The organism is Mycobacterium sp. NPDC006124 (genome assembly GCF_040614235.1).
In the GTDB taxonomy this organism is placed as follows: Bacteria; Actinomycetota; Actinomycetes; order Mycobacteriales; family Mycobacteriaceae; genus Mycobacterium.
Map to the genome: position 1 here is coordinate 382,239 of NZ_JBEXUA010000001.1, position 24,330 is coordinate 406,568.

Annotated in this window: 23 protein-coding genes; 17 read left to right on the forward strand and 6 right to left on the reverse strand. The window is 69.4% G+C overall.

Features of this window, described 5'->3' with window-relative positions; all coding sequences use genetic code 11:
* Window positions 1–2 precede the first annotated feature (2 nt).
* The 6 genes from derI1 to mnmA all read left to right on the forward strand — a co-directional run bounded on the left by derI1 (window position 3) and on the right by mnmA (window position 6,135).
* Window positions 3–473, forward strand: a complete 471-nt coding sequence (gene derI1 / locus ABZ195_RS01815) for a D-erythrulose 4-phosphate isomerase DerI1 (protein ID WP_355214316.1) — start codon at window positions 3–5, stop codon at window positions 471–473.
* A 309-nt stretch (window positions 474–782) separates the two neighbouring features.
* The gene (locus ABZ195_RS01820; RefSeq protein ID WP_355214317.1) at window positions 783–2,048 is read left to right on the forward strand and encodes a hypothetical protein; all 1,266 of its coding nucleotides are present in this window, start codon (window positions 783–785) and stop codon (window positions 2,046–2,048) included.
* Window positions 2,049–2,153: 105 nt separating this feature from the next.
* The gene (locus ABZ195_RS01825; RefSeq protein ID WP_355214319.1) at window positions 2,154–2,984 is read left to right on the forward strand and encodes a GNAT family N-acyltransferase; all 831 of its coding nucleotides are present in this window, start codon (window positions 2,154–2,156) and stop codon (window positions 2,982–2,984) included.
* A complete protein-coding gene (locus tag ABZ195_RS01830) occupies window positions 2,981–3,832 on the forward strand; it encodes a lysophospholipid acyltransferase family protein (protein ID WP_355214320.1) in 852 nt (283 codons plus the stop codon). Before ABZ195_RS01825 ends, ABZ195_RS01830 begins: the two co-directional genes overlap by 4 nt.
* Before the next feature lie 33 nt (window positions 3,833–3,865).
* The gene (locus ABZ195_RS01835; protein ID WP_355214322.1) at window positions 3,866–5,050 is read left to right on the forward strand and encodes a cysteine desulfurase family protein; all 1,185 of its coding nucleotides are present in this window, start codon (window positions 3,866–3,868) and stop codon (window positions 5,048–5,050) included.
* A 2-nt stretch (window positions 5,051–5,052) separates the two neighbouring features.
* Window positions 5,053–6,135 carry a tRNA 2-thiouridine(34) synthase MnmA gene (mnmA, locus tag ABZ195_RS01840; RefSeq protein ID WP_355214324.1) on the forward strand — a complete coding sequence of 361 codons (1,083 nt, stop codon included), beginning with the start codon at window positions 5,053–5,055 and terminating at the stop codon, window positions 6,133–6,135.
* Here mnmA and ABZ195_RS01845 read toward each other — a convergent pair.
* Window positions 6,132–6,770 carry a sensor domain-containing protein gene (locus ABZ195_RS01845; RefSeq protein WP_355214326.1) on the reverse strand — a complete coding sequence of 213 codons (639 nt, stop codon included), beginning with the start codon at window positions 6,768–6,770 and terminating at the stop codon, window positions 6,132–6,134. The two genes, mnmA and ABZ195_RS01845, sit on opposite strands and share 4 nt — an antisense overlap.
* A 46-nt stretch (window positions 6,771–6,816) precedes the next feature.
* On the opposite strand from ABZ195_RS01845, the gene ABZ195_RS01850 reads away from it, so the two are divergent.
* Window positions 6,817–7,827: a methionine synthase gene (locus tag ABZ195_RS01850; protein ID WP_355214328.1), complete on the forward strand. Its 1,011-nt coding sequence runs from the start codon at window positions 6,817–6,819 to the stop codon at window positions 7,825–7,827.
* A 37-nt stretch (window positions 7,828–7,864) separates the two neighbouring features.
* A complete protein-coding gene (locus tag ABZ195_RS01855) occupies window positions 7,865–8,644 on the forward strand; it encodes a hypothetical protein (RefSeq protein ID WP_355214329.1) in 780 nt (259 codons plus the stop codon).
* On the opposite strand, the gene ABZ195_RS01860 is transcribed toward ABZ195_RS01855, so the two are convergent.
* Together ABZ195_RS01860 and ABZ195_RS01865 are read right to left on the reverse strand one after the other, a co-directional pair.
* Window positions 8,641–10,248, reverse strand: coding sequence for an AMP-binding protein (locus ABZ195_RS01860; RefSeq protein ID WP_355214330.1), 1,608 nt, complete (start codon window positions 10,246–10,248; stop codon window positions 8,641–8,643). The genes ABZ195_RS01855 and ABZ195_RS01860 overlap by 4 nt on opposite strands.
* Before the next feature lie 37 nt (window positions 10,249–10,285).
* The gene (locus tag ABZ195_RS01865; RefSeq protein WP_355214332.1) at window positions 10,286–10,681 is read right to left on the reverse strand and encodes an MmcQ/YjbR family DNA-binding protein; all 396 of its coding nucleotides are present in this window, start codon (window positions 10,679–10,681) and stop codon (window positions 10,286–10,288) included.
* A gap of 67 nt (window positions 10,682–10,748) precedes the next feature.
* Between ABZ195_RS01865 and ligA the strand changes: the two genes are divergently transcribed.
* A complete protein-coding gene (ligA, locus tag ABZ195_RS01870; protein WP_355214333.1) occupies window positions 10,749–12,866 on the forward strand; it encodes an NAD-dependent DNA ligase LigA in 2,118 nt (705 codons plus the stop codon).
* A gap of 2 nt (window positions 12,867–12,868) precedes the next feature.
* Here the strand turns inward: ligA and ABZ195_RS01875 are convergent, their stop codons facing one another.
* Window positions 12,869–13,528, reverse strand: a complete 660-nt coding sequence (locus tag ABZ195_RS01875; RefSeq protein WP_355214334.1) for an amino acid-binding protein — start codon at window positions 13,526–13,528, stop codon at window positions 12,869–12,871.
* A gap of 137 nt (window positions 13,529–13,665) precedes the next feature.
* Between ABZ195_RS01875 and gatC the strand changes: the two genes are divergently transcribed.
* The 5 genes from gatC to ABZ195_RS01900 all read left to right on the forward strand — a co-directional run bounded on the left by gatC (window position 13,666) and on the right by ABZ195_RS01900 (window position 19,124).
* A complete protein-coding gene (gene gatC, locus ABZ195_RS01880) occupies window positions 13,666–13,965 on the forward strand; it encodes an Asp-tRNA(Asn)/Glu-tRNA(Gln) amidotransferase subunit GatC (RefSeq protein ID WP_355214335.1) in 300 nt (99 codons plus the stop codon).
* Between the two features lie 61 nt (window positions 13,966–14,026).
* Complete coding sequence (gene gatA, locus ABZ195_RS01885) at window positions 14,027–15,511, forward strand: Asp-tRNA(Asn)/Glu-tRNA(Gln) amidotransferase subunit GatA (protein ID WP_355214336.1); 1,485 nt, start codon at window positions 14,027–14,029, stop codon at window positions 15,509–15,511.
* An 18-nt stretch (window positions 15,512–15,529) separates the two neighbouring features.
* On the forward strand, window positions 15,530–16,561 hold the full coding sequence (locus tag ABZ195_RS01890; protein ID WP_355214338.1) for an ATP-dependent 6-phosphofructokinase: 1,032 nt from the start codon (window positions 15,530–15,532) through the stop codon (window positions 16,559–16,561).
* A 51-nt stretch (window positions 16,562–16,612) separates the two neighbouring features.
* A complete protein-coding gene (gene gatB, locus ABZ195_RS01895; RefSeq protein WP_355214340.1) occupies window positions 16,613–18,124 on the forward strand; it encodes an Asp-tRNA(Asn)/Glu-tRNA(Gln) amidotransferase subunit GatB in 1,512 nt (503 codons plus the stop codon).
* Window positions 18,125–18,293: 169 nt separating this feature from the next.
* Window positions 18,294–19,124, forward strand: coding sequence for a glycosyltransferase family 2 protein (locus ABZ195_RS01900; protein WP_355214341.1), 831 nt, complete (start codon window positions 18,294–18,296; stop codon window positions 19,122–19,124).
* On the opposite strand, the gene ABZ195_RS01905 is transcribed toward ABZ195_RS01900, so the two are convergent.
* Complete coding sequence (locus ABZ195_RS01905) at window positions 19,121–20,242, reverse strand: PQQ-dependent sugar dehydrogenase (protein WP_355214343.1); 1,122 nt, start codon at window positions 20,240–20,242, stop codon at window positions 19,121–19,123. The genes ABZ195_RS01900 and ABZ195_RS01905 overlap by 4 nt on opposite strands.
* Before the next feature lie 137 nt (window positions 20,243–20,379).
* On the opposite strand from ABZ195_RS01905, the gene ABZ195_RS01910 reads away from it, so the two are divergent.
* Window positions 20,380–21,213: a DoxX family protein gene (locus ABZ195_RS01910; RefSeq protein WP_355214345.1), complete on the forward strand. Its 834-nt coding sequence runs from the start codon at window positions 20,380–20,382 to the stop codon at window positions 21,211–21,213.
* A 20-nt stretch (window positions 21,214–21,233) separates the two neighbouring features.
* Here ABZ195_RS01910 and ABZ195_RS01915 read toward each other — a convergent pair whose 3' ends face one another.
* Window positions 21,234–21,575, reverse strand: coding sequence for a PH domain-containing protein (locus ABZ195_RS01915; protein WP_355214910.1), 342 nt, complete (start codon window positions 21,573–21,575; stop codon window positions 21,234–21,236).
* A 324-nt stretch (window positions 21,576–21,899) separates the two neighbouring features.
* On the opposite strand from ABZ195_RS01915, the gene ABZ195_RS01920 reads away from it, so the two are divergent.
* Both ABZ195_RS01920 and ilvN read left to right on the forward strand, forming a co-directional pair.
* Entirely contained in the window at window positions 21,900–23,771 is a 1,872-nt protein-coding gene (locus ABZ195_RS01920; protein WP_355214347.1) for an acetolactate synthase large subunit, read from the forward strand.
* Complete coding sequence (gene ilvN / locus ABZ195_RS01925) at window positions 23,771–24,280, forward strand: acetolactate synthase small subunit (RefSeq protein ID WP_355214349.1); 510 nt, start codon at window positions 23,771–23,773, stop codon at window positions 24,278–24,280. Before ABZ195_RS01920 ends, ilvN begins: the two co-directional genes overlap by 1 nt.
* Window positions 24,281–24,330 lie beyond the last annotated feature (50 nt).

Here is a 24,330-nt window from a genome sequence, read left to right on the forward strand (position 1 = left end):
CGATGACCGGACTACGAATCGTCGTCGGCTGCGACGACGCGGGATCTGAATACAAGGAAGCCCTCAAGCGGGACCTGCAGGCCGACGACCGCGTCGCCGAGGTCACCGACGTCGGCGTCGGCGCCGACGAGCACACCGCCTACCCGCACGTCGCGGTGGCCGCAGCCCGACTCGTCGCCGAGGGCAAGGCCGATCGTGCGCTGCTGGTGTGCGGAACGGGCCTCGGCGTGGCGATCAGCGCCAACAAGGTGCCCGGCATCCGTGCGGTCACCGCTCACGACGGGTTCTCCGTCGAGCGGTCGGTGCTGTCGAACAACGCGCAGGTGCTGTGCTTCGGTCAACGCGTGATCGGGCTCGAACTGGCCCGCCGACTTGCCCGGGAATGGCTCGGTTACGAGTTCGACCCGACCAGTGCGTCGGCCGAGAAGGTCGACGCGATCTGTGGGTACGAATCGGAGTCCGTCACATCCTGATTCGGGGTGTCCGCAGTTTGCGACCAAATGGATCGAACGCAGCCAAGTCGGGGTCAGGCGTTTTCTGATCCTTGAACAGGACTTTCGGCGCCAACATCGCGCCCCAGCGACAAAAGGTGCCGATGACGTGCGGATCGAGCGGACGACGGCTCTCGCGGCTGGTCGCCCGGCGCTGCGGCGACGCCGTTTGCCAATGCTGGTCAGGGCGGTCGAATCACGGCACAATCTCGATAGCTGGACCCAATGATGTGGGACGATTGTCGGTAACCGCCCGCCACGTGGGCCGCTAGCTGGTACGAGGAGGTCGCCTTGTCAACGCATCTGCGCGTCGCCGCGGGCGCTTGCGTGCTCTCGACCAGCTTCATGATCGCCGGGGCCGGCGGAGCCGTCGCCTCGGCCGAACCGGAGTCCGACGCGTCGGCGCCCACCGCATCCACCGGCGCCACCCACGGCCCGATCGGGACCTTCGCCGACAACGTTCGCAAGGCCGTGGAGACCTCGTTGCAAGGCACCGTCCAGGGTGTCACCGGCACGCTGAGCACCCTGGCCAGGCCCGGCCAGATCCCGTCGAGCATCCCCAAGTCGCCGAAGACGACCTTCGGTGGCAGCCCCACGGTGTACGGCAGCACCGCACCCACGACCGCGCCGGCGCCGAGCCCATCCGTCGATGCGCCGGTGCCCCCGGCCGAGCCGTCCAGCGCACCCGTCGAGCAATCGTCGTCGGCCCCCGTGTCGCCGCCAGCCCCCGCTCCGCTGGTGAATGAGAACCCGATCGCACCGGTCACGAGCGCGGTCACCTCGCTCACCAACTCCCTGACCGCGGTACCCGGGGTCGTCGCCGGCCTACCGACGTCGGTGACGCCGGTGTCGGACGTGCTGACCTCGATTCAGAACGTGCTCACCTCCGTCGGCGACACGGGCAACTCCCTCGCGGCGCTGCCGTCGGACCTTGCGGGTCTGATGGGCGTGGATACCGGCGTGGCGACACCGACCATCGGGGCCGCGACCGGTCTCTCCCGTCCGACGGCCGTGACCCCCGACCCGGCGATGCCCGTCTGGTCGGCGGCACCCGACATCCCGGCCCTCCTCGCGGCACCGGGCGGTCCCGCTGCCGAGGCACCCGTCGCGCCGATTCGTCCGTTGGACGTGTTGACCACGGGTCCGGCCCGCCCCGCCGAGTCGCCTGCGCCGGCCGCCGCTGCGGTGGAAGCGCCTGAGAACGACGTCCTGTCCACGGTGGAGCACGTCATCGGGGCGGTCGTCGCCACGGTGTCGCTGACCGCGTTGGCCGCCGTGGCGCTGCCCGGCATCCTCGGCCTGCTCACTACGTGCGCCGCGGGAATCCGTGTGGGGTACCGGCAGGCCAAGGCCGCGTCGGCCCTGCCGAACACGGCGCTCGCGCGGTTCGTCGGGTCGGGTCCCGTCGGTGTGGTGCGTTCCCACTCCCAAGTCGAATTGCGTTCGCGCCCATCGCGTCTCGCGCCGGTGGCGACGCAGGCAATCGAGCGGCGACCGGCTCTGCACGTCGTGAGGTCCGAGACCACGGCCACGCAGATGCTCGACACCGCCGTCTAGTACCGCCGCTCACACCACCGCCGAGGTCAACTCGTCACCTGGCGTGCACTGACACGTCACGCTGTGATTGCTCAGTCGCTGTCCTGCTGAAGCACCGTGGCCGCCATGAGCACCGCTTCCGTACTCATCGCCGCTGATCAACCGACCGCCGGATCATCCACGCCGCGCTACACACTGCTGCTGTCCTCCGATCCCACGCTCGTCGCCGACGCCCAGCGCCTGCGTCACGAGGTGTTCACCTCCGAGCCCGGATTCGAACTCGTCGGCGGCCTCGACGGACGCGACGCCGATCGATTCGACGAATACTGCGACCACCTCCTGGTGAGGGAGGACCAGTCCGGCGAGCTCGTCGGCTGCTACCGGATGCTGCCGCCTCCCGGCGCGATCGCGGCCGGCGGCCTCTACAGCGCCACCGAATTCGACGTCACCGAACTGGACCCACTGCGACCCTCCCTGGTCGAAATGGGACGCGCCGTGGTGCGCCAGGATCATCGCAACGGCGGCGTCGTACTGCTCATGTGGGCGGGCATCCTGGCCTACCTCGACCGCAGCGACTACGACTACGTCACCGGCTGCGTCTCGGTGCCGGTTCGGGGGACTCCCGACGAGGTGCCCGGCGCCCAGATCCGCGGTGTTCGCGACTTCGTGCGCAAGCGGCACGCATCGCCGTTCGCCGTCCGTCCCCATCGGCCGGTGGTTCTGGACGGCAGGGGGCTCGACGACATCGAACCTCCCGCCCGGCCAGCGCTGCCGGCGCTGATGCGCGGCTACCTTCGGCTTGGCGCTCAGGTGTGCGGCGACCCGGCCCACGACCCCGACTTCGGCGTCGGCGACTTCCCGGCACTGCTCGACAAGCGCCACGCCGACGTCCGCTACCTGCAGCGCCTGCGCTCGGTGTCCCAGGCTGGCGACATGTCCGACGGGTCGGGCCGATGAGCAGTCATGCGGTGCTGGACAGTCCGTGGTTGCCCAGAGCGTCGTGTGACGCGTCCTGCGTACGCTGCGAGGCCGTGCACGGCGTGCGGCGGGTGGTGATGGCGGCACGCACGACCGTTCGCGTCGTATGCGCCCTGCTGGTGCTGCCGACCGCGGTCCTGCTCGCGTTGCCGATGCCCGGCAAGGCGCGGGCCCAGCGCCTGTACTGCCGGCTGATGCTGCGCTGCCTCGGCGTGCGAGTCGCCACCTCCGGCGGCCCCATCCGCAACCTCAGTGGTGTGCTGGTGGTCAGCGGGCACGTGTCCTGGGTCGACGTCTTCGTGATCGGCGCGGTGCTGCCCGGCTCGTTCGTCGCCCGCGCGGATCTGGTCGAATGGCCCGCACTGGGCGTCCTGGCCCGCCTCATGAAGGTGATCCCCATCGACCGGGCCAGCCTGCGCCGCCTGCCCGAGGTGGTGGGCACCGTCGCCGACAGGTTGGCCGCCGGCCAGACCGTGGTCGCCTTCCCCGAGGGCACCACGTGGTGCGGTGTCGCCTACGGCAGCTTCCGGCCCGCCATGTTCCAGGGCGCGGTCGACGCGGGCCGGCCCGTCCAGCCGCTGCGGCTGACCTATCACCACCGAGACGGGCAGCCGTCGACGATTCCCGCCTTCATCGGCGACGACTCACTTCTGAAATCGGTGCGGCGGGTCGTCACCGCCCGTCTGACGGTGTGCCAGGTGCGGGTGCAGTCGCTTCAGTTGCCCGGCACGGACCGCCGCGACCTCGCGGCCAGGTGCGAGGCCGCGGTGCGCGGGGAGACGGTGCTCGAAGCCCGCCCGGCCCACGGGCGTGCGCTGGTCGCCTGACGCACACCGGCCTGCCGGTATCCTTGACGGGCCATGACCGCCGTCTACCTGGATCACGCCGCCACGACCCCGATGCACCCCGTCGCCGTCGAGGCCATGACGGCAGCGCTGGCAACGGTCGGCAACGCATCCTCCCTCCACACCGCGGGTCGAGCGGCGCGGCGCCGGATGGAGGAAGCGCGCGAGTCGCTGGCCGGGCTCCTCGGCGCACGGCCCTCGGAGATCATCCTCACCGCCGGTGGTACCGAGAGCGACAACCTCGCCGTCAAGGGCGTCTACTGGGCCCGCCGCGACGCCGACCCCAAGCGTCATCGGATCATCACCACCCCCGTCGAGCACCACGCGATCCTCGACGCGGTGGAATGGCTCGTCGAGCACGAGGGCGCCGAGGTCACCTGGCTGCCCGTCGGTGCCGACGGTTCGGTCACCGCCGCGGCTCTCCGGCACGCGCTCGAGGAGCACGACGACGTCGCGCTGGTCACGATCATGTGGGCCAACAACGAGGTCGGCACCGTGATGCCGATCACCGAACTAGCCGCCGTCGCAGCCGAATTCGACGTGCCGATGCACAGCGACGCCATCCAGGCGATTGGCCAGCTGCCGGTCGACTTCGCGGCCAGCGGACTGTCGGCGATGAGCGTGGCCGCCCACAAGTTCGGCGGCCCCACCGGTGTCGGCGCGCTGCTGCTTCGCCGCGACACCGCCTGCGTCCCGCTGCTGCACGGCGGCGGCCAGGAGCGTGACGTCCGCTCGGGTACTCCGGACGTCGCGGGCGCGGTGGCGATGGCCGCGGCGGCCCGGGTCGCCGTCGAGGGCCTGGAGGCCAACCGGGCCCGGATCTCGGCGTTGCGCGACACCCTCGTCGAGAGGGTGCTCGCCTCGATGGACGACGTCGAACTCAACGGCGCCCGCGGCGACGCCAGGCTGCCAGGCAACACCCACTTCACCTTTCGCGGCTGCGAAGGCGATGCGTTGCTGATGTTGTTGGACGCCAAGGGAATCGAGTGCTCAACCGGCTCGGCATGCACCGCAGGCGTGGCGCGACCCTCACACGTCCTGATCGCCATGGGGGCCGACCCCGTTGGTGCCCGCGGCTCCCTGCGTTTCTCGTTGGGGCACGCCAGCACCGAGGCCGACGTCGAGGCAGTGCTCGCCGTGCTGCCCGCCGCGGTCGACCGGGCCCGGCAGGCCGCATTGGCCAGCGCGGGACGGAAGTGACCATGCGCGTCCTGGTCGCGATGAGCGGTGGCGTCGACTCCTCGGTGGCCGCCGCCAGGATGGTCGACGCCGGCCACGACGTCGTCGGCGTGCACCTCGCGCTGTCGTCGGCGCCGGGTACGTTGCGCACCGGTTCGCGCGGCTGCTGCTCGAAGGAGGACGCGGGTGACGCCCGCCGCGTCGCCGACATCCTCGACATCCCGTTCTACGTCTGGGACTTCGCCGACCGCTTCAAGGAGGACGTGATCGACGACTTCGTCGCGTCCTACGCGCGTGGCGAGACCCCCAACCCCTGTGTGCGGTGCAACGAAAGGGTCAAGTTCTCGGCGCTGTCGGCCCGCGCGCTCGCCCTGGGCTTCGACGCACTGGCCACCGGCCACTACGCCCGTCTGGCCCACGGCCGCCTGCGCCGCGCCGTCGACGCCGACAAGGACCAGTCCTACGTCCTCGGGGTGCTCGACGCCGGGCAGCTGGCGACCGCGGTCTTCCCAATCGGTGACACCCCCAAGCCGAGGATCCGCGAAGAGGCCGCCGAGCGCGGCCTGATGGTGGCGGACAAACCGGACAGCTACGACATCTGCTTCATCCCGTCGGGTGACACCAAGGCATTCCTGGGTGCGCGGATCGGCGTGCGGCGCGGTGCCGTGGTCGACGCGGGCGGTGCCGTGTTGGCCGAGCACGACGGTGTGCACGGGTTCACGATCGGACAGCGCAAGGGCCTCGGCATCGCCGGACCGGGCCCGGACGGCCTTCCCCGGTACGTGACGGCGATCGACGCCGACACCGGCACCGTGCACGTCGGCGCCGCAACGGACCTCGACGTCTGGCACCTGGTGGGGGAGCGACCGGTGTTCACCCGGGGAACGCCGATCGAGGGTCCCGTCGAGTGCGAGGTGCAGGTGCGCGCCCACGGTGGCATCGCGCCGGCCGTGGCGGAACTTCGTGATGGCACCCTGGTCGCCGACCTGCGGGGACCGCTGCGCGGTGTCGCCCCCGGGCAGACCATGGTGCTCTACCGCCCCGATCCCGAGGGTGACGAGGTGCTGGCCAGCGCCACGATCGCGGTCGCCGGCCGGCAGCGCTAGCCGGGCACGCGCTCCAGCACGTTGGTCATCACGATGTCCGGCACCGACGGCGGGTAGGCGCAGAACGTGACCTCGACGAGCACCACCGACTTCAACCGGTAGTCCCGACCACACTCGCTGCTGGTGCGGGTGCGGATGGCGTCGTCGTCCGCCGTCCAATCCCCGACGTAGCCGGCCGTCGACGAGCCACATGCGTCGACCCGGCCGACCAGGCCGTCGAACGCAGTGCGGGCCGTCGAGACGTCCCGGTAGGCGGCGGCGCCCTGCGAGATCAGCGCACCGACGGGCGGGTTCTGGTAGGTCGTCTTGTGGAAGTCGACCACCTCTCGGCCGAAGGTCTGCGTCTCGGCGAAGAGCCAGGCGCACTGCGACGGCACCCGGTCGGCGAGAACGTCCACGTCGACGGGAGTCTTTCCGTCCATGGTGGGGATGACGGTGAGATCGTCGCCACCGCCGGTGATGGCCCGCATTCGCGATTGCTCGAGCAGCACCGCGTCCACGTCGACGAGGGACCGCGAGGAGTCCTCGATCCCCGGCGCGGACCCCACCGCGTAGCCGTCGACGGTGCTGGTGCACCCGACCGTCAGTGCGGCCGCGCAGACCGCCAGCAGCGACCTCGGGTGCGACGTGGGCATGGTCGACGGTAACTCGTCGCCTCCGTCATCGAATAGTGTTGGCCGCGTGAGCGTTTTCGCCGCGGCAACCGGCATCGGATCCTGGCCAGGCACGACGGCCCGTGAGGCGGCCGAAGTGGTGGTCGGTGAACTCCACGACCTGACGCACCTCGTCGAGCTGCCCGCCCGCGGGCTTGGCGCCGACATGATTGGGCGGGCGGGCGCCCTGCTCGTCGACGTCGGCATCGACACCGTGCCCCGCGGCTATCGGTTGGCTCCAGGCCGCAGCTCGGTGCTGCGTCGCGCGGTGAGCCTGCTCGACGAGGACGTCGACGCCCTCGAGGAGGCATGGGAACGCGCCGGTTTGCGGGGCGGTGCGCGCATCGTCAAGGTACAGGCGCCGGGGCCGATCACGTTGGCGGCGCATCTCGAACTGCCCAACGGACATCGGGCCATCACCGACGCCGGGGCCGTCCGCGACCTCGCCGAGAGCCTCGCCGAGGGCGTCGCGCTGCACCGCGCCGAACTCGCCCGTCGGCTCGGCGTACCCGTCGTGGTGCAGCTCGACGAGCCGACGCTGCCCGCCGCGCTGGCTGGTCGCCTGACCGGCGTGACGAGTTTCTCGCCGGTGCACCCGGTCGACGAGGCGGTCGCCCAGAGCCTGCTCGACGGGTGCGTCGCGCGCATCGGGGGCGAGGTGGCGTTGCACTGCTGTGCACCGGATCTGCCGTGGAAGACGTTGCAGCGCACCGGATTAGCCGCCGTGTCGATCGACGTGACCACGCTGTCGGCGGCGGACCTCGACGGTATCGGCGAGTTCGTCGAGTCGGGCCGGGTGGTGATGCTGGGCGTGATCCCGGGGCAGGCGCCCGGTCGTCCGCCCGGCCCCCAGGAGGTGGCCAAGGCCGCCGCGTCGATCACCGACCGGCTCGGCTTCTCCCGCGAGGTGCTCCGCGACCGCACCGGTGTCACTCCAGCCTGCGGTTTGGCCGGTGCGACGCCCGAGTGGGCGCGGACGGCGATCGAGTTGGCGCAGAAGGTGGCCGATGGGATCGCCGACGATCCCAGCGCGGCGTAGGGTTTGCTCAGTTGCACTCAACGGGTCAGGGAGGACCGTGGCCACGTCGTCGATCCGCCTCGCGGCCGGTGTCGCCGTCGCGTTGGCGATCGGCGTTGCCGGCGGTCCCGTCACGGCCGTAGCCGCCGCGGACCCGGGGTATACGTCACCGCCGGGCCACTCCCGTGACGGCGGACATTCACGCGGTCACCGCGAGGATCCTCGACCTGGACGTGGTCCGCGCGGCGGCGATCACCCCGGTGCCGAACACACGGGTCCGCGGGGCGGCTCCGACACCGCGGGCCGGCCCGGCCCGGGCGTCGTCGTGGTCGAGCCGGCGACCGCGATCCCGAACGCGAGTCCGTCGCCCTCGCCGAACGTCGCCGTCGCACCGCCGACCCCTCAGCTCGCCGTCTCCGTGCCTGCGCCACCGGTCCGAACGGGCCGCGGCGGCCTCGACCCCGTGCCCGCGGCGCTGGCCTCGAGCCCACCGCGCGTCGTCGTCGGCAACGGACGCTCGCCGGCCCCCGTGCACGCGGCCGAAGAGCCACCCGCGCCCCCGGAGTTCTTCGTCGCGGCGCCGCAGTCCGAAGCGCCGGTCGTCGCGCCGCCGGTCGTCGCGGCCGCGCCGCAGACGGTGACGGTCGTTCCGTCGTCGCCACGGTTCGAACTACCGCCGCCACCGCCGTGGACGACGGTGACGCCGGTGACGCCGGGTTGGCCCACCGGCACGATCTTCGGCATCGCCGGCCTGCTACTGGCGCCGATCGCCGGAATGTGGCTGGGCTGGCGCCAGGCCCGTGCGTCGAAGTCGGCCTCGCAGCTCGTCAGCCACTAGGACGTTCGCAGGTCCTTGCGCAGGATCTTGCCCGACGCCGACTTGGGGATCGCGTCGATGAAGGCCACCTGCCGGACCTTCTTGTAGGGGGCGACGTGTTCGGCGACGAAGTCCATCACCTCGCGGTCGGTCAAGTCTGCGTCGGCGAGCTTGACCACGAACGCCTTCGGCACCTCTTCACCCGACTCGGGGTCGGTCACGCCGACGACGGCCGCGTCGGCAACCGCGGGATGGGTGAGCAGCACCGCCTCGAGTTCGGCCGGCGGAACCTGGTAGCCCTTGTACTTGATGAGCTCCTTGAGCCGGTCGACGATGTAGACGCAACCCGACGAGTCGACCCTGGCGACGTCCCCGGTGTGCAGGAACCCGTCCTCGTCGATGGTCGAGCGGGTCGCGTCGGCGTTGTTCAGATATCCGGGCATCACGTTGGGACCCTTGAACCAGAGCTCGCCGGTTTCGCTGAGACCTGAAGCGGGAGGGTCGATTTCGGCACCGGACTCGTCGACGATCTTGCTGACGGCGTTCGGCACGGTCCAGCCGCACGAGCTCAACGGTGCCACGGTGCCGACGAGCTCCAAGCCGCCGTCGAAGGGGGCGACATGGCTGACGGGGCTGAGCTCGCTCATCCCGTAGCCCTGCACGACCTGGCAGCCCAGGCGTTGCCTGACGGCGCTGCCCAGATCCTCGTCCAGCGGTGCGGCCCCGGACATGATGCCCCGCAGGCTCGACAGGTCGTACTGCTCGACGACTGGGTGCTTGGCCAGGGCGACGGCGACGGGGGGCGCGATGAAGGCGTAGGTGCACCGGTGCGTCTGAATGTTGCCGAGGAACTCCAGTAGATCGAAGCTGGGCATGATCACCAACCGGGCCCGGGCGTGCATCGCGGCGTTCAACAGCACCGTCATGCCGTAGATGTGGAAGAACGGCAGCACCGCCAGGATGCGGTCGTCGGCGCGCATCCCCTGCAGGGGACGTATCTGCGCCACGTTGGCCGCCAGGTTGCGGTGCGTGAGCATCACGCCCTTCGGATTCCCCGTCGTCCCCGAGCTGTAGGGCAGGGCTGCCAGATGCGTGGCCGGGTCGAACGTCACCTCCGGGGCGGGCAGTCCCGCACCGATGAGGTCCTCGGCGTTGGGATGACCGTCGGCGGCCTCGCCGGGCCCGTCGAGCACGACGACGCGGTCGGCGGTCAGTCCGATCGACGCCGCTCCGTCGGCGGCCTGGGACACCAGCGGCGTCACGGTGACCAGCATCGACGCGTTCGCGTCGGTCAGCTGCTTGGCGATGTCCTTGGCCGTGAACAGTGCGTTGATCGTGGTGGCCGTCGCGCCGGCGCGCAGGATGCCGTGGAAGGCGATCGCGAACGCCGAACTGTTGGGGGCCAGCACGCCGACGACGTCACCGACGCCGATGCCGCGCGCAGCCAGTGCTCCGGCGAAGGCGTCGATGTGGGCGACCATGTCGCGGTACGTCGTCTCGGCACCGGACTTGGCGTCGACCAACGCGATGCGCTCGGCGTCCTGCTCGTCGAGATCGGCGAACAGGTAGTCGTAGAGGTTGGTGGTGGGAACGTGGACCTGGGGGAAGGGGCTCGAGAAACTCATCGTGCCTCCGATCGAACCATGAGCCGCCGCGTGCGGGTCATCGTTCGTCGAGCTCCCTGGCCAAGCGCGTGGGCGCGACCAGCCGGTAGGACGCGTCGACGAGCTCGCGGACCTCGTCCCAGTCGACCGGCGCGACGCTGAAGTCCAGACCCAGCCAGCCGGACACGCCGACGTAGGCGGGGTAGAAGAACCGCTCGTCACGTTCCAGTGCGGGGCGGTCGGCGTCGTCGACCTTCACCATCACGCAGTGGTCGACCGGGATCATCTCGCCGGTCTGCCGGGTGCTTCCGCCGTAGACGGCGAACATCTTGGTGACGAAGAAGCTGGGCCGGCCGTGGGACACCTTCTCGTAGGCCTCCGGATACGCCAGGGCGATCTCGCGCAGTTCGGCCAGCCCGGGATCGCCGTCGCGGAACACGATCGGGTGCGGCACGACGCCAGCGTATCGGCGCAGCGCCGGCCCGGCTGGCGTGTCACCGACCTCCGATAACCTTCCTCGAGTGAGCTCACCCGACGCCGACGTCCGTCGCGAATGGCAACAGCTGGCCGACGACGTGCGCGGTCACCAGTTCCGCTACTACGTCAGGGACGCCCCCATCGTGTCCGACGGGGAATTCGACCGGCTGCTCGGCGAGCTGAACGCCCTCGAGGAGCGCTACCCCGAACTGCGGACGCCCGACTCGCCGACCCAGCTCGTCGGCGGAGCGGGGTTTGCAACGGACTTCAGTTCCGCCGACCACCTCGAACGGATGCTGAGCCTCGACAACGTCTTCACCCCCGAGGAGCTCATCGCCTGGGCGGGCCGGCTGACCGGTGAGATTGGTGCGGACCCAGAGTTCCTGTGCGAACTGAAGATCGACGGCGTGGCGCTGGCGCTGGTGTATCGAGACGGGGTGCTGACCCGCGCCGCCACCCGGGGTGACGGCCGCACCGGCGAGGACGTCACGCTCAACGCCCGCACCATCTCCGACATCCCCGAGCGCCTGGCGCACAGCGACGACCATCCCATCCCGGCCGTCCTCGAGGTCAGGGGCGAGGTGTTCTTCCGGCTCGCCGACTTCGAGGAGCTCAACGCCGGACTGGTCGCCGACGGCAAGGCCCCGTTCGCCAATCCGCGCAACAGCGCCGCGGGGTCACTGCGCCAGAAGAATCCCGCGGTGACGGCACGCCGCAAACTGCGGATGATCTGTCACGGCCTCGGGCGTGCCGAGGGGTTCGGCCCCGCGACTCTGCATGACGCCTACCTGGCTCTGAAGGCCTGGGGACTGCCGGTGTCGGACCACACCACGCGCGTCACGGGCATCGACGCCGTCGTCGAACGGGTCGCCTACTGGGGTGAGCACCGCCATGACGTCGAACACGAAATCGACGGTCTGGTGGTCAAACTCGACGACGTCGCCCTGCAGCGCCGCCTCGGCGCCACCTCCCGCGCACCGCGGTGGGCGATCGCCTACAAGTATCCGCCCGAGGAAGCCACCACCAAGCTGCTCGACATCCGCGTCAACGTCGGCCGCACCGGACGTGTCACGCCGTTCGCCTACATGGAGCCGGTGAAGATCGCCGGGTCCACGGTCGGGTTGGCGACGCTGCACAACGCCTCCGAGGTCAAGCGCAAGGGTGTTCTCATCGGCGACACGGTGGTCATCCGCAAGGCCGGCGACGTCATCCCCGAGGTACTCGGACCGGTGGTGGACGTCCGCGACGGCACCGAGCGCGAGTTCGAGATGCCGACCGAGTGTCCCGAATGCGGCACCACGCTGGCTCCGGCCAAGGAGGGCGACGCCGACATTCGGTGCCCCAACTCGCGAACGTGTCCGGCGCAACTGCGCGAGCGGGTCTTCCACGTCGCCGGACGCGGCGCGTTCGACATCGAGGGACTGGGCTACGAGGCCGCCGTCGCCCTGCTGCAGTCGGAGGTGATCACCGACGAGGGCGACCTGTTCGACCTGACCGCGGACGATCTGCTGCGCACTCAACTGTTCACGACGCAGAAGGGCGAGATCTCGGCCAACGGGAAGCGACTCCTCGCCAATCTGGACAAGGCGAAGCAACAGCCGCTGTGGCGCGTGTTGGTGGCACTGTCCATCCGGCACGTCGGCCCGACCGCAGCCCGCGCGCTGGCCGGGGAGTTCGGCAGCCTCGAGGCCATCGAGGCCGCGACCGAGGAGCAACTGGCGGCCAGCGAGGGCGTGGGCCCGACGATCGCCGACGCGGTGATCGACTGGTTCACCGTCGACTGGCACCGCGCCATCGTCGAGAAGTGGCGGGCCGCCGGCGTGCGCATGCACGACGAACGCGACGAGAGCATCGCGCGGACGTTGGAGGGGCTCTCGGTCGTGGTCACCGGATCGCTGCCCGGGTTCTCCCGGGACGAGGCCAAGGAGGCGATCCTGGCTCGGGGTGGCAAGGCCGCCGGCTCGGTGTCGAAGAAGACCGCCTACGTGGTGGCCGGCGATGCGCCGGGATCGAAGTACGACAAGGCCGTCGAGCTCGGCGTCCCGGTCCTCGACGAGGACGGCTTCCGGCGCCTGCTGGAGAACGGACCCGAGGATCCTGACGCCGACGCCGACGCCGACGCCGACGCCGACGACCCGAACACGGTGCCGGCCGACGGCTGATCTCAGCGCAAGATCGTCGCGACGATGCCGCTGAGGTAGCCCAACCGGGCCACCTCCGACGGGCGGAATGCCGGTCCGCCGGGACGGCCGAGCACGACGGCGGTGTGGTGATCGCCCAGTGGAGCAGCGGCCAGCGTGGTGTCGAAGTCGCGCCACACCTGGGGCACCCATTCGGCGGCGCCGTCCAGTGCCTCGGCGTGCTCCAGTGGCAGCCAGGGGGCGGACTCGGCGGCGGTCTCGGGTACGCCGTGGCTACCCGCCACCATCGCCACGCCGACGTCGTCGCGGCGCATCACCATGCACCACCCGACCCTGAGCACCTTGGGGGCCTCGTCGACCAACACCTGCAGCCTGCCGGCCTTGCCGGGCGCGGCGGCGATGTGGTCGATCAACTCTAGTTCGCGGTGGGCCTCCAACAGGCCGGTGTGCGGCCGGATGCTGTCGACGTAGACGCCGTTGAGCTTCTCGGCGGCCGTGATGAGCATGTCGGGCATGGCCCCGGGTGGGAGCTCTACGACCAGGTCGTCGACGGCGTAGCCGGCCGCGCGTTCGACGACGTCCAGGGACAGGATGTCGGCCCCCACGGAGCCGAGTGCCACCGCGAGTGAGCCCAGGCTGCCCGGCCTGTCCTCCAGTTCGACGCGCAGCAGGTATGACGGCACGGGCAACACTGTGTCACGGAGGGCAGGAGCGAGCGACTCGGGAGATGTGCACGGAGGGTAGGAGCGGAGCGACTCGGGAGATGTGCACGGAGGGTAGGAGCGGAGCGACTCGAAAGCCGTGACTAGGCTTTGGTGTCGTGTCGCAGATCTCGCAGGACGACGTCGCCCACCTGGCACGTCTGGCCCGGCTCACCCTGACCGACGGCGAACTGATGAGTTTCGCCGGCCAACTCGACGCCATTTTGGAGCACGTCAGCCGGATTCAGGCCGTCGACGTGACCGGTGTCGAGGCGACCGACAACCCCCTCAACGAGGTCAACGTCACCCGGCCCGACGAGGTGCAACCCTGCCTCACCCAGGAGCAGGCCCTCTCGGCCGCTCCCAACGCCGTCGACGGTCGCTTCGCGGTGCCGCGCATTCTGGGGGAGGAGCAGTGAGCGAGCTCGCGAGCGAACCGACGGCCTGGGCTGGGCCGGCCGAGCCTGCGAGGAGGGCCCAGTGAGCGAGCTGATTCGTCTGGATGCCGCCACGCTCGGCGCCAAGATCGCCGACAAGGAGGTCAGCTCGACGGAGGTCGTGCAGGCCCATCTCGACCAGATCGCCGCCACTGACGGCGATTACCACGCATTCCTGCACGTCGCGAGTGAGGCCGCGCTGGCACAGGCGGCGCGCGTCGACGCCGCCGTCGCCGCCGGCGAGACCTTGGCGTCCCCGCTGGCCGGCGTTCCGCTGGCCCTCAAGGACGTCTTCACGACCGTCGGCATGCCGACGACCTGCGGGTCGAAGATCCTCGAGGGCTGGCAGTCGCCGTACGACGCGACGGTCACCGCGCGGCTGCGGGCGGCGGGCATCCCGATCCTCGGCAAGACCAACATGGACGAGTTCGCCATGGGCAGCTCGACCGAGAACTCCGCCTACGGGCCCACCCGCAACCCGTGGAACGTCGAACGCGTGCCCGGTGGCTCCGGGGGCGGCAGCGCCGCGGCGCTCGCGGCCTTTCAGGCGCCGCTGGCCATCGGTTCGGACACGGGCGGCTCCATTCGTCAGCCGGCGGCGCTGACCGCGACCGTCGGCGTCAAGCCGACCTACGGCACGGTGTCGCGCTACGGGCTGATCGCGTGCGCGTCGTCGTTGGACCAGGGCGGCCCCTGCGCGCGCACGGTGCTGGACACGGCGTTGCTGCACCAGGTCATCGCGGGCCACGATCCGCGCGACTCGACCTCGGTGGCCGCCGCCGTCCCCGACGTGGTCGCCGCCGCCAAGGCCGGTGCGACGGGCGATCTGTCGGGCGTGCGCGTCGGCATCGTCAAGCAGCTGCGCAGCGGCGAGGGCTATCAGCCCGGGGTGTTGGACTCGTTCACCGCCGCCGTCGAGCAGCTCGTGGCGCTCGGCGCCGAGGTCAGCGAAGTCGACTGCCCGAATTTCGACCATTCGATGGCGGCGTACTACCTGATCCTGCCGTCGGAGGTGTCGAGCAACCTCGCCCGCTTCGACGCGATGCGCTACGGGCTGCGGGTCGGCGACGACGGCACGCACAGTGCCGAAGAGGTGATGGCGATGACCCGAGCCGCCGGATTTGGCCCAGAGGTCAAGCGCCGCATCATGATTGGCACCTACGCCCTGTCGGCGGGTTATTACGACGCGTACTACAACCAGGCGCAGAAGGTGCGGACGTTGATCGCCGGGGACCTCGAGCGGGCCTACCAGAGCGTCGACGTGTTGGTCTCGCCCGCCACCCCGACGACCGCCTTCCCCCTCGGCGAGAAGGTCGACGACCCGCTCGCGATGTACCTCTTCGACCTCTGCACGCTGCCCCTGAACTTGGCCGGCCACTGCGGAATGTCGGTCCCGTCGGGGCTCGCCGAGGACGACGGTCTGCCCGTTGGCCTGCAGATCATGGCGCCGGCGCTGGCCGACGACCGGCTCTACCGCGTCGGTGCGGCCTACGAGGCGGCCCGCTGTGCGCTGCCGTCGGCGATCTGACGGGGGAGGATGTAGCGCATGCGCATTGGAGTTCTCACCGGCGGCGGTGACTGCCCGGGACTGAACGCGGTCATCCGAGCCGTCGTCCGGACCTGTGACGTCCGCTACAAGTCCTCGGTCGTCGGATTCCTCGACGGCTGGCGCGGTCTCATGGAGGACCGCCGCATCCAGCTCGCCAACGACGACCGCAACGACCGTCTGCTCACCAAGGGCGGCACCATCCTCGGCACCGCGCGGGTGAACCCCGACAAGCTGCGCGCCGGGCTCGACCAAATCAAGCAGACGATGGAGGACAACGGCATCGACGTGCTGATCCCCATCGGCGGCGAGGGCACGCTGACGGCGGCGCACTGGCTGTCGGAGGAGAACGTGCCCGTCGTCGGCGTGCCGAAGACCATCGACAATGACATCGACTGCACCGACGTGACGTTCGGCCACGACACCGCCCTGCAGGTGGCGACGGACGCCATCGACCGGTTGCACAGCACGGCCGAGTCGCACCAGCGGGTGATGCTCGTCGAGGTGATGGGGCGGCACGCCGGCTGGATCGCATTGAACGCCGGGCTGGCGTCCGGCGCGCACATGACCCTGATTCCCGAGCAGCCCTTCGACGTCGAAGAGGTGTGCCGATTGATCAAGCAGCGCTTCGTCCGTGGTGACTCGCACTTCATCTGCGTGGTCGCCGAGGGGGCGAAGCCCGCCGAGGGCACCATGATGCTGCGTGACGGCGGCATCGACGAATTCGGCCACGTGAAGTTCACCGGCGTGGCGCACCAATTGGGCGTCGAGATCGAGAAGCGGATCAAGAAGGAGGTGCGCACCACGGTGCTCGGTCACGTGCAGCGTGGCGGCACCCCGACGGCGTACGACCGCGTGCTGGCCACCCGGTTCGGCGTCAACGCCGCCGACGCCGCGCACTCCGGCGAATACGGAACGATGGTCTCGCTGCGCGGGCAGGACATCGGCCGGGTGCCGCTCGCCGAGGCCGTCAAGCAGCTCAAGCTGGTACCGCAGGGCCGCTACGACGACGCCGCCGAGTTCTTCGGCTGACGTCGCCTTCCCGTCGGCGGGGGACGAAGACCAACTAACTAGGATCGGACCATGACTGTCGACACCGCCGAACTGATCGATTACGACGAGGTCGTCTCCCGCTACGAACCCGTGATGGGCATGGAGGTCCACGTCGAACTGTCGACGGCGACCAAGATGTTCTGCGGCTGCGCCAACCACTTCGGCGCCGAGCCCAACACCAACGTCTGCCCGGTGTGCCTCGGGCTGCCCGGCGCACTGCCCGTGGTCAACGCCGCCGCCGTCGAGTCGGCGATCCGGATCGGCCTCGCGCTCAACTGCGAGATCGCCCCGTGGGGTCGCTTCGCCCGCAAGAACTACTTCTACCCGGACCAGCCGAAGAACTATCAGATCAGCCAGTACGACGAGCCGATCGCGGTCGACGGTCATCTCGACGTCCCCCTCGACGACGGCACCATTTGGCGGGTGGAGATCGAGCGCGCCCACATGGAGGAGGACACGGGCAAGCTGACGCACCTCGGCAGTGCCACGGGCCGCATCGCCGGTGCCACCACGTCGCTGCTCGACTTCAACCGGGCCGGGGTGCCACTGGTCGAGATCGTCACCCGGCCGATCGAGGGCGCCGGTGCCCGGGCCCCCGAGATCGCCAGGTCCTACGTGACCGCGCTGCGAGACCTGTTGCGCGGCTTGGGAGTCTCCGACGTCCGGATGGACCAGGGCTCGATGCGCTGCGACGCGAACGTCTCGCTCAAGTCCGTCGGGGCCAGTGAGTTCGGCACGCGGACCGAGACCAAGAACGTCAACTCGCTCAAGAGTGTCGAGGTCGCCGTCCGCTACGAGATGCGCAGGCAGGCAGCAGTTCTCGACGGCGGCGGCGAGATCGTCCAGGAGACCAGGCACTTCCACGAGGACGGCTACACCAGCGCGGGTCGGCGCAAGGAGACCGCCGAGGACTATCGGTACTTCCCGGAGCCCGACCTCGAGCCGGTGGCACCGAGCGAGGATTTGGTCGCACGGTTGCGGGAGACCATCCCCGAGCTGCCGTGGTTGCAGCGCAACCGCATTCAGCAGGATTGGGACATCTCCGACGAGGTCATGCGCGACCTGGTCAACAACGGCGTCATCGACCTGGTCACCGCCACCGTCGCCGAGGGCGCATCCAGCGAGGGGGCCCGGGCGCTGTGGGGCAACTTCCTGGTGCAGAAGGCCAACGAACGCGGTCTCACCGCACCGGAATTGGCCATCACGCCCAAGCAGGTCGCCGCCGTGCTGAAGCTCGTCGACGACGGCAAGCTGTCCAACAAGCTGGCCCGCGAGGTCATCGAGGGCGTGCTGGCCGGCGAGGGTGAGCCCGAACAGGTGATGACCGACCGCGGACTGGCGGTCGTGCGTGACGATTCGGTGATTCAGGCGGCCGTCGACGAGGCGCTCGCCGCCAACCCCGACATCGCCGAGAAGATCCGCGGCGGCAAGGTGCAGGCCGCCGGCGCGGTCGTCGGCGCCGTCATGAAGGCCACCAAGGGGCAGGCCGACGCCGCACGCGTTCGCGAACTGGTGCTGGTCGCCTGCGGCGTCGACGGGTAGCCGACACTCCGACGTCGCTCGACGTGGCCGGTCGCGCGGTCTGGTCTGTTCAGGGCCCTCTTCTGCGACCGGTATGCTTTGCCATGACGTGATCGTGGCGTTCGCCCATCGAACCATGCCGACGACGGCCATTCCCTCGATCCACCTGCAACCAGGGATGTGAAGAGCAGTGGCGAGTGAGCGAACCGTCGTCGCGGCGGTGCCGAACTACAACATGGCCGAACACCTCGACCGGCTGCTGCCGCAACTCTTGCGCCAGGGGTACGACCACGTCTTCGTCCTCGACGATGCCTCCACCGACGGCAGCGTCGAGGTCGCGGCCAAGTACGGCGACGGCGTGACGGTCCTGCGCCATGCCACCAACCGGGGCGCCGCGGCGAATCGCAACCAGATCCTGACATGCGTCGACGGGGAGACCCTGATCCACTTCGTGGACTCCGACATGGACGTGCACACCGACGAGGTCGCCGCGACGGCGAGGAAGCTTGTCGCGCAGTACGAGACGTTTGGCGTGGGAGTGATCGGCGGCCTCGTCTGCCGCAGCGACGGTTGGCAGGAGCCGTTCAACTACGGTCCGGTGTTCGGGCTGCGGTCACAACTGACCGCAGGCCTGCCGATGCTGATCGACTTGGCGCGCAAGCGCGACCGGCTCGCGCGCACCCTCGCCGCCCTGATGGCACGCGGTATGCGCGGCTGGCCGCAGATCCTGACCGACCCAATGGCCGCGCCGACCTACTGGGTACACGAGGGCAACATGCTCGTCGCGGCCGAGACCTTCCGCGTCGTCGGTGGATACGACGCGGCGATGCGGGAGCACGAGACCCAGGACCTCGCCATCAGACTGAGACGTGCTGGCGTGGCGAGCTACTTCGACCCCAGCATCAAGCTCGTGCATCACCGTGCCGACGTCAGGGGTAAGACGCGGCGGTGGCAATCCACGAGGGCAGCGCTGCACCTCGTGCGCAAGCACGGTCTCCGGCGATATCTCGTCGACGGCTAGGTGTTCTCGGCGTTGGTGCGGGGGAATCCGCCGCCCTGCGGGAACAACGGGAACACCACGTCGTCGACCTTGTCGGCGTCACCGGAGGTCCGGTTGATCGTGGCACCCCAGATGTTGCCGTCCGGGGAGGACTTCAGCGCCCAGGCGTGACCATGGGTGTCTTGCCGGACCACCTCGGGATCGCCGGTCACCGCACCCGTGTCGGGCGCCAGGCGCACGGCGACGGTCTGCTTGGTGTTGACCATGTTGACCAGGACGCTGCCGTCGGTGACCGCGCACCCGGCGATGCCAGGCTTGTCCGGCCACGTCCACACCGTGGAGACCACGGAGTCCTTCGTGATGCGCTGCAGTCGGTCACCGGTCGGTGTCCGGTCGGTCACGTATTGGGAACCGTCGGCTCGGTCGATGCAGAGTCCGCCGGCGCCGCCGATTCCGCTCAGTGCGGTGGTCGGAGGAGCCTGGTCGACCGTGGTCGGTTGTTCGATGCGAATCAGCTTGCCGGCCAGCGAACCTGGATCCGTCGCCTGACCGGGGTCGCCGGCGTCGCCGGTGAGCAGTTCCAGCGTGGTGGGGCTGGTGAACATCAGCGCGCCCATGTTGTTGGTGGCGCCCTTGGGGATGCCCGTCAGGATCGGCTTGGGGACGTCGCCGTCGGCGATGCGGACGATGCGGTTGTCGGTGGGTGTGCTGATGTAGGCGTACATCAGCTTGTCCTGGGCGTAGGTGGGGGACAGGACGATGTCCATCAGGCCGCCGTCACCGGACGGGTCGACCGGAATCACCAGCTTGACCTTGGGCTCGGCGTTGGTGGCGATCTCCTTGACCGCGCCGGTGATCCGTTCTGCGACCAGCGCCGACTTGCTGTCCGGGCCCATGATCAGGCCGCTGGTGCTCTCCAGGCAGCCCTGCATCACGCCCTTGGCGTCACAGACCTTGGGGAACGGCTGACCGGGCAGGGGTGGCGGGGGTGGGGGCTCCTCGCTGGGGGGCGGCGCCATCTCGGGCTGGGTGGTGAACGGTTGGGACTGGTTGTCGTCGAAGCGGGCACAGCCCGACCCGACCAGCAACGCCGCGCACAGCAGCACCAGCACTCCTCGCGATTGCCGGTGCACACTCATGCTCGCCAGATTACGGATCGTCGGGCAGTGCGCGCCACGTCGGTCGGTGCGACCCTTGGTCACGGCTTGGCAATGACTGCACGAAAGCGACGCGCCAATCCACGATTCCCAGGTGACTAGCACTTACGCTGGGAAACGTGACCAGTACTTCTCACGATCCGCGCGCGTGGCAGAGACCTGAAGACTCCGCCTCGCGTCCTGCGTCGGCGCGCCTGGTCGACCCGGAGGACGACCTACCCTCCTCGACGTACGCGGGCGACTTCGAGACCACCGCGATCCCGCGGTACGACTCGAATACGTCCACCCCCGAGCGTTCCGGCTACGGACTACTCCACGAGCCGGAGCCGCTGCCCTACGTCCAGCCCGCGGGCAAGTACCAGACCCCGTCGGCCGAGCCGACGGAGATCGAGCCCGACGTGGGCTTCGGTCCGTCCGACCAACGGGGTCGACGGGGTACCCAGGACCTCGGCCTGATGATTCTGCGCATGGGACTGGGCGCGCTGCTGATCGCCCACGGGCTGCAGAAGGCCTTCGGCCTGTGGGGAGGCCAGGGGCTCAACGGTTTTCAGCAGTCACTGGTCGACATGGGCTATCAGCACGCCAACGTGCTGACCTACGTCGGCGTCGCCGGTCAGATCGGCGCGGGCGTACTGCTGGTGTTGGGACTGTTCACCCCGGTGGCCGCGGCCGGCGCGGTCGCCTATCTGATCAACTCGTTGCTGGCCGCCGTCGCGGCGCAACCGGCGCGCGGAACGTTCTCGTTCTTCCTGCCCGACGGGCACGAGTACCTCGTCATGCTGCTGCTGATCGCGGTTGCCCTCGTGCTGACCGGGCCCGGCAAGTACGGCTTCGACGCCGGACGGGGCTGGTCTCGCCGCCCGTTCGTCGGATCGGCCGTGGCGCTGGTGTTGGGCATCGCCGCGGGTGTCGGAGTCTGGGTGCTCCTCAACGGCGCGAACCCGCTGGTCTGAGGTCTCGCTCGTCTGAGGTCTTAGGCGTAAGGGTTCGGCACCCGGCCGTCGGTGGCGGCGGTCAACTGCGGCAGGGTCGCGAACGTCACTGCCGGCAGGCGCAGGTCCGACCCGTCCTTGAGGTGAGCCGACGCCCACGAACTGCGGTCGAATCGCAACCCGTCGACGTCCTCCCACGGGACCGACCGGCTGCCGAGGAGGGTGCGCGCGGTGACGGTGTCCCGGTCGGCGGTGGTGCGGTAACGCGCGATCGCCAGCGACGCGACGATCGGCAGGATCAGCAGCGCGGTGAACCACACCGGATTGGCCAGCACCAGGGCCAGCAGACCCAACGTGAAGATGGAGACCGCGAAGTGCGCCATCGGCGAGATCCTGATGACGACCGGCGTCGAGGACGGGGAAGCGGGGGAAGGACTCACCACCCCATCCTCCCAGTCAGCGCAGCCTCGGTGACCGTCGGCCCGTGACGACCGAATTTGACCTTTGAGCAGTGTGGCGGCTACCGTCGCTGGTTATGAAGACCGTCTCGATTCTCGTAGTACTTGGTTCGCGCGTTGGAGCGTAACCCGACTGAGTAACCAGTCAGAGCCTACGAGCCGACGCGCAACCCTCGTGCAGCATCCGCTGACGGGGGTTTTTTGTTGCCCGAGAACCCGTATCACCCACTTGAAGACGTAGAGGACATCGTGAGCGCACCGACCACGCGGCCACCGGAGCCGGGCACCCGACCCAACGGCACACCGGCTGGCCCCACCACCCGCGAAGCCACCCCGGCGGCGCAGCCGAGAAAGATTGCGCCGCAACAGATGACGGGCGCTCAGGCCGTCATCCGCTCACTCGAGGAACTCGACGTCGACGTCATCTTCGGCATCCCCGGCGGTGCCGTGCTGCCGGTCTACGACCCGCTCTTCGACTCGGTCAAGCTGCGCCACGTGCTGGTCCGTCACGAACAGGGCGCCGGCCACGCCGCCAGCGGCTATGCCCACGCCACCGGAAAGGTCGGCGTCATGATGGCCACCTCCGGGCCGGGCGCGACCAACCTGGTGACCCCGCTGGCCGACGCGCAGATGGACTCGATCCCGGTCGTCGCGATCACCGGGCAGGTCGGCCGCGCGCTGATCGGCACCGACGCGTTCCAGGAAGCCGACATCTCCGGCATCACCATGCCGATCACCAAGCACAACTTCCTGGTTCGCCACGGCGACGACATCGCCCAGCAGATCGCCGAGGCGTTCCACATCGCCCGGACCGGCCGTCCGGGCGCCGTGCTGGTGGACATCCCCAAGGACGTGCTGCAGGCCCAGTGCACGTTCAGCTGGCCGCCGAAGATCGACCTGCCCGGCTACAAGCCCAACACCCGGCCGCACAGCCGGCAGGTGCGAGAGGCCGCCAAGCTGATCGCCGCGGCCCGCAAGCCGGTGCTCTACGTCGGCGGCGGCGTGATCCGCGGGGAGGCCTCCGCCGAACTGCTGGAACTCGCCGACCTGACCGGTATTCCGGTGGTCACCACGCTGATGGCCCGGGGCGCGTTCCCCGACAGTCACTCTCAGAACCTCGGAATGCCCGGCATGCACGGCACCGTCGCGGCCGTCGGTGCGCTGCAGAAGAGCGACCTGCTGATCGCGCTGGGCACCCGCTTCGACGACCGCGTGACCGGCAAGCTGGATTCGTTCGCACCCGACGCGAAGGTGATCCACGCCGACATCGACCCCGCGGAGATCGGCAAGAACCGCAACGCCGACGTGCCGATCGTGGGTGACGTGAAGAACGTGATCTCCGATCTGCTCGACGCGCTGCGCCGCGACGGTACCGACTCCACAACGCTGGACCTCGACGAGTGGTGGGGGTATCTCAAGGGCGTCCAGGAGACGTTCCCGTTGAGCTACGGACCGCAGAGCGACGGCAGCCTCAGCCCGGAATTCGTCATCGAATCACTGGGCCGGATCGCAGGTCCGGACGCGGTGTACGTGGCGGGCGTTGGGCAGCACCAGATGTGGGCCGCGCAGTTCGTCAAGTACGAGAAGCCCAAGACGTGGCTCAACTCCGGCGGCCTGGGCACCATGGGCTACGCCGTGCCCGCCGCGATGGGTGCGAAGTTCGCTCGTCCGGAGGCCGAGGTGTGGGCCATCGACGGCGACGGTTGCTTCCAGATGACCAACCAGGAACTGGCCACGTGCGCCGTCGAGGGCGCGCCCATCAAGGTCGCGCTGATCAACAACGGCAACCTGGGCATGGTGCGGCAGTGGCAGACGCTGTTCTACGAAGAGCGCTACAGCCAGACCAACCTGTCCACGCACAGCCACCGCATCCCCGACTTCGTCAAGCTCGCCGAGGCGCTCGGATGCGTCGGATTGCGCTGCGAGCGAGCCGAAGACGTCGAGGACGTCATCAACCAGGCCCGGGCGATCAACGATCGTCCGGTGGTGATCGACTTCATCGTCGGTGCCGACGCGCAGGTGTGGCCGATGGTGGCCGCCGGCATGAGCAACGACCAGATCGAAGCGGCCAGGGGCATCCGGCCGTTGTTCGACGACCAGGGCAACGAGGGGCACGCCTGATGGGAACCATCAAGACCCACACCTTGTCGGTGCTCGTCGAGGACAAGCCAGGCGTCCTCGCCCGCGTGGCGTCGCTGTTCTCCCGGCGTGGCTTCAACATCCAGAGCCTCGCCGTCGGTGCCACCGAACAGAAGAACCTGTCCCGGATGACGATCGTCGTCTCGGTGGAGGACTTCCCGCTCGAGCAGATCACCAAGCAGCTCAACAAGCTGATCAACGTGATCAAGATCGTCGAGCAGGACGAGGACAACTCGGTCTCTCGTGAGCTGGCGCTGATCAAGGTCCGCGCCGACGCCACCACCCGGGGGCAGATCATCGAGGCGGTGAATCTCTTCCGCGCCAAGGTCGTCGACGTCTCTGCCGAGTCCTTGGTGGTCGAGGCCACCGGAACGCCTGGCAAGCTGACGGCGCTGCTGAATCTCCTCGAGCCCTACGGTATCCGGGAGATCGCGCAGTCCGGCATGGTGACGCTCTCGCGCGGTCCGCGCGGCATCGTCACCACCAAGTAACCAAGTTTCGACGAAATACGAACGAAGAGAAGGAAATAACGTGGCAGTTG

Coding starts and splice junctions, on each gene's coding strand:
- ABZ195_RS01860 (WP_355214330.1), bottom strand. CDS start 10,248: ATGAGTTTCTCGAGCCCCTTCCCCCAGGTCCACGTTCCCACCACCAAC.
- ABZ195_RS01830 (WP_355214320.1), top strand. CDS start 2,981: ATGAGCAGTCATGCGGTGCTGGACAGTCCGTGGTTGCCCAGAGCGTCG.
- ABZ195_RS01890 (WP_355214338.1), top strand. CDS start 15,530: ATGCGCATTGGAGTTCTCACCGGCGGCGGTGACTGCCCGGGACTGAAC.
- mnmA (WP_355214324.1), top strand. CDS start 5,053: ATGCGCGTCCTGGTCGCGATGAGCGGTGGCGTCGACTCCTCGGTGGCC.
- gatB (WP_355214340.1), top strand. CDS start 16,613: ATGACTGTCGACACCGCCGAACTGATCGATTACGACGAGGTCGTCTCC.
- ABZ195_RS01845 (WP_355214326.1), bottom strand. CDS start 6,770: ATGCCCACGTCGCACCCGAGGTCGCTGCTGGCGGTCTGCGCGGCCGCA.
- ABZ195_RS01835 (WP_355214322.1), top strand. CDS start 3,866: ATGACCGCCGTCTACCTGGATCACGCCGCCACGACCCCGATGCACCCC.
- ABZ195_RS01915 (WP_355214910.1), bottom strand. CDS start 21,575: ATGGCGCACTTCGCGGTCTCCATCTTCACGTTGGGTCTGCTGGCCCTG.
- derI1 (WP_355214316.1), top strand. CDS start 3: ATGACCGGACTACGAATCGTCGTCGGCTGCGACGACGCGGGATCTGAA.
- ilvN (WP_355214349.1), top strand. CDS start 23,771: ATGGGAACCATCAAGACCCACACCTTGTCGGTGCTCGTCGAGGACAAG.
- ABZ195_RS01905 (WP_355214343.1), bottom strand. CDS start 20,242: ATGAGTGTGCACCGGCAATCGCGAGGAGTGCTGGTGCTGCTGTGCGCG.
- ABZ195_RS01825 (WP_355214319.1), top strand. CDS start 2,154: ATGAGCACCGCTTCCGTACTCATCGCCGCTGATCAACCGACCGCCGGA.